At 68.4% G+C, this 5,363-nt stretch carries 7 protein-coding genes and 1 pseudogene; 3 read left to right on the top strand and 5 right to left on the bottom strand.

Annotated features, from left to right (window positions below; translation table 11 throughout):
• Positions 1-1,439, top strand: a 1,439-nt coding sequence (locus ACK42S_RS15435; protein ID WP_409709495.1) for a glutamate--tRNA ligase family protein, incomplete at its 5' end; no start/stop codon positions are given.
• 6 nt (positions 1,440-1,445) lie between these two features.
• Here ACK42S_RS15435 and ACK42S_RS15430 read toward each other — a convergent pair.
• Both ACK42S_RS15430 and ACK42S_RS15425 read right to left on the bottom strand, forming a co-directional pair.
• Positions 1,446-1,766, bottom strand: a complete 321-nt coding sequence (locus ACK42S_RS15430; RefSeq protein WP_409709491.1) for a hypothetical protein — start codon at positions 1,764-1,766, stop codon at positions 1,446-1,448.
• An 86-nt stretch (positions 1,767-1,852) separates the two neighbouring features.
• Entirely contained in the window at positions 1,853-2,071 is a 219-nt protein-coding gene (locus tag ACK42S_RS15425) for a hypothetical protein (protein ID WP_409709488.1), read from the bottom strand.
• Positions 2,072-2,237: 166 nt separating this feature from the next.
• Here ACK42S_RS15425 and ACK42S_RS15420 point away from each other — a divergent pair, with 166 nt between their 5' ends.
• Positions 2,238-2,699, top strand: coding sequence for a CopD family protein (locus ACK42S_RS15420; RefSeq protein ID WP_409709485.1), 462 nt, complete (start codon positions 2,238-2,240; stop codon positions 2,697-2,699).
• A 32-nt stretch (positions 2,700-2,731) separates the two neighbouring features.
• Here the strand turns inward: ACK42S_RS15420 and minE are convergent, their stop codons facing one another.
• Genes minE through minC form a run of 3 tightly spaced genes read right to left on the bottom strand, consistent with a single transcriptional unit; the run spans position 2,732 to position 4,600 of the window.
• Positions 2,732-2,992, bottom strand: coding sequence for a cell division topological specificity factor MinE (minE, locus tag ACK42S_RS15415; protein ID WP_409709482.1), 261 nt, complete (start codon positions 2,990-2,992; stop codon positions 2,732-2,734).
• A 3-nt stretch (positions 2,993-2,995) separates the two neighbouring features.
• On the bottom strand, positions 2,996-3,811 hold the full coding sequence (gene minD, locus ACK42S_RS15410; protein WP_409709479.1) for a septum site-determining protein MinD: 816 nt from the start codon (positions 3,809-3,811) through the stop codon (positions 2,996-2,998).
• A gap of 45 nt (positions 3,812-3,856) precedes the next feature.
• Positions 3,857-4,600 (bottom strand): septum site-determining protein MinC, encoded by a 744-nt coding sequence (gene minC, locus ACK42S_RS15405; protein ID WP_409709498.1) that lies wholly within the window; start codon positions 4,598-4,600, stop codon positions 3,857-3,859.
• Between the two features lie 399 nt (positions 4,601-4,999).
• Between minC and ACK42S_RS15400 the strand changes: the two are divergent.
• Positions 5,000-5,363: pseudogene (locus tag ACK42S_RS15400) on the top strand (Tim44 domain-containing protein); the annotation flags it as partial.

The following is a 5,363-nucleotide window of genomic DNA, read 5'->3' as shown; positions in this document are numbered from 1 at the left end:
TCGACATGGCCTCGCCCAACATCAACCTGCGCGACCCGGCCATCTACCGCATCAAGCACGCCACGCACCACAACACCGGCAACGCTTGGTGCATCTACCCCATGTACACCTTCGCGCACCCCATCGAGGATGCGCTGGAGAACATCACCCACAGCATCTGCACGCTGGAATTCGAGGACCAGCGCCCCTTCTACGACTGGCTGCTCGAACGCATCGTGCCTGTGCTGCGCGCCCCGCAGTTCGAGCGCGCCAAGCAACTGATCGAGCGCATCGAGCAGCAGGGACTGGAGGCGGGCAAGGAATTCGCGCTGCACTGCCACAACCACGCGCACAAGCTCGGCCTGAACACCGAGCCGGAGCAGCGCATGCGCGAGCTGTTCACCCGCTGGGAGCATGACCGGCAGGCCGTGCTGCGCGACCTGCCCGAGTTCTTCGCGCTGCTGAAGACCCAGGCCCACCAATTCACCCCGCTGCTGGCCTCGGCCCTGGAAGAGCACCAGATCGAGCCCTTCAACCTGCCCCATCAGTACGAGTTCGCGCGGCTGAACCTCACCTACGTGGTCACCAGCAAGCGCAAACTGAAGCAACTGGTGGACGAAGGCATCGTCAGCGGCTGGGACGACCCGCGCATGCCCACCATCGCCGGATTGCGCCGCCGTGGCTACACGCCCGAGGCCATCCGCCTGTTCTGCGAGCGCACCGGCGTCAGCAAGGCCGGCGGCTGGATCGACTACGGCAACCTCGAGATCGCCTTGCGCGACGACCTGGAAGGCAAGGCCCCGCGCGCGATGGCGGTGCTCGATCCCGTCAAGCTCAAGCTGAGCAACTGGGCGGACGTGTTCGGCAGCAGCAGCCACCGCGAACCCTGCGCCGCGCCGGCCCACCCGCAGCGGCCGGAACTCGGCCAGCGCCACTTCAGCCTCGGCCCCGAGCTCTGGATCGAGCGCGAGGACTTCATGGACCAACCGCCCAAGGGCTTCTTCCGTCTTTTCCCCGGCAACAAGGTGCGGCTCAAGTACGGCTACGTGATCGAATGCACCGGCTGCGAAAAAGACGACGCAGGCCGCGTGACCGCCGTGCTCGCGACGGTGCTGCCCGACACCAAGAGTGGCACCCCGGGAGCCGACGCGGTGAAGGTCAAGGGCACCATCACCTGGGTGGGCGTGCACGACGCCGTGCAGGCCGAGGTGCGCCTGTACGACCGCCTCTTCACCGACCCCCAGCCCGATGCCGGCGGCAAGGACTTCAAGGCCGCGCTGAACCCTGCCAGCCTGAAGGTCGTGACGGCCTACGTGGAACCGTCGCTGGCCCAAGCGCAGGCCGAGGAGCGGTTCCAGTTCGAGCGGCATGGCTACTTCGGCACGGACCGCAAGGATCACGCTGCCGGCCGGCCGGTGTTCAACCGGATCGCCGGTCTGAAGGACGGCTGGGGGAAGTGAGGCCCTTCACGCCCGGGCCGCCCGGCGCAGCGCCTCGCGGGCCTGCAGTTCGGTACCCAGGGAACGCTCCAGCGGCTGCAGGCACAGGCCGGCGTGTTCGTAGCGCAGGTTCTCGTAGACCTCGCCCGCGGCCGGATAGGCGATCAGCACGGCCCTGAGGGCGTCATCGGCCGGTGCGGTGCGCAGCAGGTCCTGCAAGCGCCGCACCACGTCGCGGTACTGCCGGGCATCCACGGGCTCGCGGCTGGTGTCCAGCCGCTGCAGCAGTCGCGCCATCATCACGAGGCCCAGCAGGCGGGCCGGCACCTGGATGGTCGTGTCGTTCATGGCTGAATTGCAAACGCTGTCCCGCCCAGCAACTGGGGGCGGTGGCTGGCGTTTTCAAGACGGGCCAGCGGCGAGCCGGGAGTCCTTCAGCCGTCGCGGGGCACGACCGAGGGGACCGCGTACTCCCGGCCCACGACGGCGCGGGCGTAGAGGTAGTTTTCGCGTGCGCGCTCGCTCAAGGCATCGAGGTCCACGCGGCCCTGCGCATCACAGGGAAAGCACAGCCCACGCCCGGGCTGGAAGAGCGACTGGAATCTCAACTCATAGCAGGCCAGCGGGGCCTGACGGTCTAGTACGGCATCCATGGTGAACTCCCCGATGCGATGGTCCGATGAGATCAATCTAGTCGCCGCCGCGGGGGACTTCACTGCCCGCACCCCCATGCGCGGGGTCAGTGTCCGTCCATGCGCGGTGTCGGAAAATCGCCGACATCCAATGACAATGTCCGTGACACGGTTCACGACCCTGCCCATGGTCCTGTCTGCGCTCGTGTTGACCCTGCACCTGCTGGCCGCCAGCTTCTGGGTGGGCGGCATGGCCTGCATGCACTTCGCGGTGCGTCCGTCGGCAGTGACCACACTGCAACCTGCGCAGCGCCTGCCCTTCATGACGGCAGCGCTCGGCCGCTTCTTCGCCGGGGTGCTGTGGGCCATCGTCGTGGTGCTGCTCACCGGCCTGGCCCTGGTCCTCGGGCGCGGCGGCTTCGCCGCGGCCCATTGGAGCGTGCATGCGATGTTCGGCCTGGGCCTGGTGATGATGGCCGTGTTCGCGGTCATCCGGTGGGCGGCCTATCCCCGCCTGCAGCGCTCGGTGGCGCAAGGCAACTGGAAAGCCGCCGCGCCGGTGCTGGATGGCATCCGCCGCCTGGTGGCCTTCAACCTGACGCTGGGCGTGGGCGTCTACTTCATGGCCCTGGTGGGGCGGACCCTGTGAATCTGTACCCGGCCGCTGTGCCGCCCAGCGGCTCAGCGAGCGCCCTCGGGCAGCTCGATCTTGACTTCGAGCACCTCCAGGTTGTCCTGCCGCTCCAGATGCACCTTGATGTCCTCGGGGTTGACGGCCACGTACTTCGAGATGACGGCCATCAGCTCGCGCTGCAACTCGGGCAGGTAGTCCGGGCTGCGGCTGCGGCCGCCGCGCTCGTGTGCCAGGATGAGCTGCAGCCGTTCCTTGGCCGTGCTGGCCGAACTGGGCTTCTTGTCGAGGAAGAAGGAGAGGAAGCCCATGGGTCATTTCCCTCCGAACAGACGCTTGAAGAAGCTCGGCTTGGCCGCTTCGACGAAGCGCATGGGCCTGTCCTCGCCCAGGAAGCGGGCCACCACGTCCTTGTAGGCCTCGGAGACGTCGCTGCCTTGCATGTGGATGGCCGGCACCCCCTGGTTGGAGGCATTGAGCACGGTCTCGGACTCGGGGATCACGCCGATCAGCGGGATGCGCAGGATCTCGTGGATGTCCTCCAGCGAAAGCATCTGTCCTCCCTCGACGCGATGGGGGTTGTAGCGGGTGATGAGCAGGTGCTCCTTCACCGGCTCGCGCTTGTCGATCGCCCGCTGGGTCTTGGAGTTGAGCATGCCCAGGATGCGGTCGGAATCACGCACCGAGGACACCTCGGGATTGGTCACCACCAGGGCCTCGTCGGCAAAATGCATGGCCATCAGCGCACCGGTCTCGATGCCCGCCGGCGAGTCGCAGACAATGTACTCGAAGCCCATCTCCTCCAGCTCGGCCAGCACACGCTGGACGCCCTCCTTCGTCAGCGCTTCCTTGTCGCGCGTCTGCGAAGCCGCCAGCACGAAAAGGTTCTCACAGTGCTTGTCCTTGATGAGCGCCTGATGGAGATTGGCTTCCTGGTGGATGACGTTGATGAGGTCGTAGACCACGCGACGCTCGCAACCCATGATGAGGTCGAGGTTGCGCAGCCCCACGTCGAAGTCGATGACGGCGGTCTTGTGGCCCCGCAGCGCGAGGCCCGAGGCGAAGCTGGCGCTGGTGGTGGTCTTGCCCACGCCACCCTTGCCGGAGGTCACCACGATGATTTTGGCCATGGAAGGCAGTCCTTGTGTCTGAGAACGGGTCGTCGTTGAAAGGGGTCACACAGGCTGAAAGACGAGACGGTCGCCTTCCAGCCGGATCTGGGCCGGCCTGCCCAGCACCTCGGCGGGCAGCGGCGTCTCGGTGGTGCGGTAGGTGCCGGCGATCGCCACCAGCTCGGGCTCCAGGCAGGTGCTGAAGATGCGGGCCCGGGTGTTGCCGCGTGCCCCGGCAATGGCCTTGCCGCGCAGCGGGGCGTAGACATGCACGTGCCCGTCGGCAATCACCTCGGCACCGAAATTCACCGCCGCCAGCACGATGAGGTCCCCCCCTTTGGCATAGACCTGCTGGCCCGAGCGCAGCGGCCTGTCGATCACCATCGTGGGCACCTCCACCGGCACTTCGATGGGCACCTCCACGCGCACCTCGCGCACGACCTCCCGGACCACCGTGCGCGGCTCGCGCACCCCCGAGGATTCCGGTGCCTCGACGAGCCCCAGCGCACGCGCCGCCTCGCGGTCGGCAGGGGTGCCGCCGCGCACGGCCACCGGCTGCATCCGATGGGCCCGCAGCAATGCCACCAGTGCGGCAAGATCCAGCGGCGGCACATCGCCCGCGACCGGGCCGAGGTCGACCAGCACCGGCTCGCCGTCGAAGGCCCCGGGGGTGGCACCGAGCTGCGCCTCCAGCGCCCCCTTCAGGACGCCCAGGTCGCGGGTGCGCAGGGACACAGCCTCCAGCGTCAGCGAAGCGCTGCGCAGTTCGAACGGGGCGGACGCGGGAGTGCCGGTGGTTGCGGCCATCGGATCGGTCGTGCGGACGGTCATGCCAAGGAGGATGCAAAGGGCGCCCAGTTTACCGGCTCGACGCGACGATGCCGCCGCCCGGATACATCCGGTCGCGCCCTACACGACGCGCTCACACGATCACACGGATGGACCGCGCTCCGGCGCCCCGGGGCCCCGGCCGTGGCCGGCACGGGCCCGGCCGGGGCCGCCGCTGGCATTGGTGCTGCCGTACGAGCCAGGCGGCCACGGCCGCCTATGGGCCTGTCCAGGGCGGGCCTGTCAAGCCTCGGGGAAATATCCTGGCGGCTCTGGGGGCTTCGTGAACCTTCGGCGCGGCTTTTGGTCGAATCGCCGTTGCATGAGGGGGCGGCTGCCGCCCCCTCGTCCCAAACGACGACACGGAAGGAGAGCGGATTGAAAGCAGTGCTGGTTGCCATCTCGATGGTCCTGGCGGGCGTGAGTCTGGGCGTGGCCCCGATCGACGCCGAGGCGCGTCGCCTCGGCGGCGGTGGATCGGTGGGCATGCAACGGCAGGCGCCGCCTCCCCGCCCGGCCGACGCCACCCCGGCACGTCCGGCGCAACAACCCGGCAACACCGCGACCAACCCCGCGCAGACCAGCGGCGGGGCTGCCGCCGCAGGGCAGCGCTCGTGGATGGGGCCGATCGCCGGACTGGCCGCCGGCCTGGGCCTGGCGGCCCTGGCCAGCCACCTCGGTTTTGGCGAGGGCCTGGCCAACTTCATGATGCTGGCGTTGCTGGCCCTGGTGGCTTTCGTGG

The organism is Caldimonas sp. (assembly GCF_046289365.1).
In the GTDB taxonomy this organism is placed as follows: Bacteria; Pseudomonadota; Gammaproteobacteria; order Burkholderiales; family Burkholderiaceae_C; genus Caldimonas.
This window is presented reverse-complemented; position numbering and strand designations above follow the sequence as displayed.

Coding starts and splice junctions, on each gene's coding strand:
- ACK42S_RS15430 (WP_409709491.1), bottom strand. CDS start 1,766: ATGAACGACACGACCATCCAGGTGCCGGCCCGCCTGCTGGGCCTCGTG.
- ACK42S_RS15425 (WP_409709488.1), bottom strand. CDS start 2,071: ATGGATGCCGTACTAGACCGTCAGGCCCCGCTGGCCTGCTATGAGTTG.
- ACK42S_RS15420 (WP_409709485.1), top strand. CDS start 2,238: ATGGTCCTGTCTGCGCTCGTGTTGACCCTGCACCTGCTGGCCGCCAGC.
- minE (WP_409709482.1), bottom strand. CDS start 2,992: ATGGGCTTCCTCTCCTTCTTCCTCGACAAGAAGCCCAGTTCGGCCAGC.
- minD (WP_409709479.1), bottom strand. CDS start 3,811: ATGGCCAAAATCATCGTGGTGACCTCCGGCAAGGGTGGCGTGGGCAAG.
- minC (WP_409709498.1), bottom strand. CDS start 4,600: ATGGCCGCAACCACCGGCACTCCCGCGTCCGCCCCGTTCGAACTGCGC.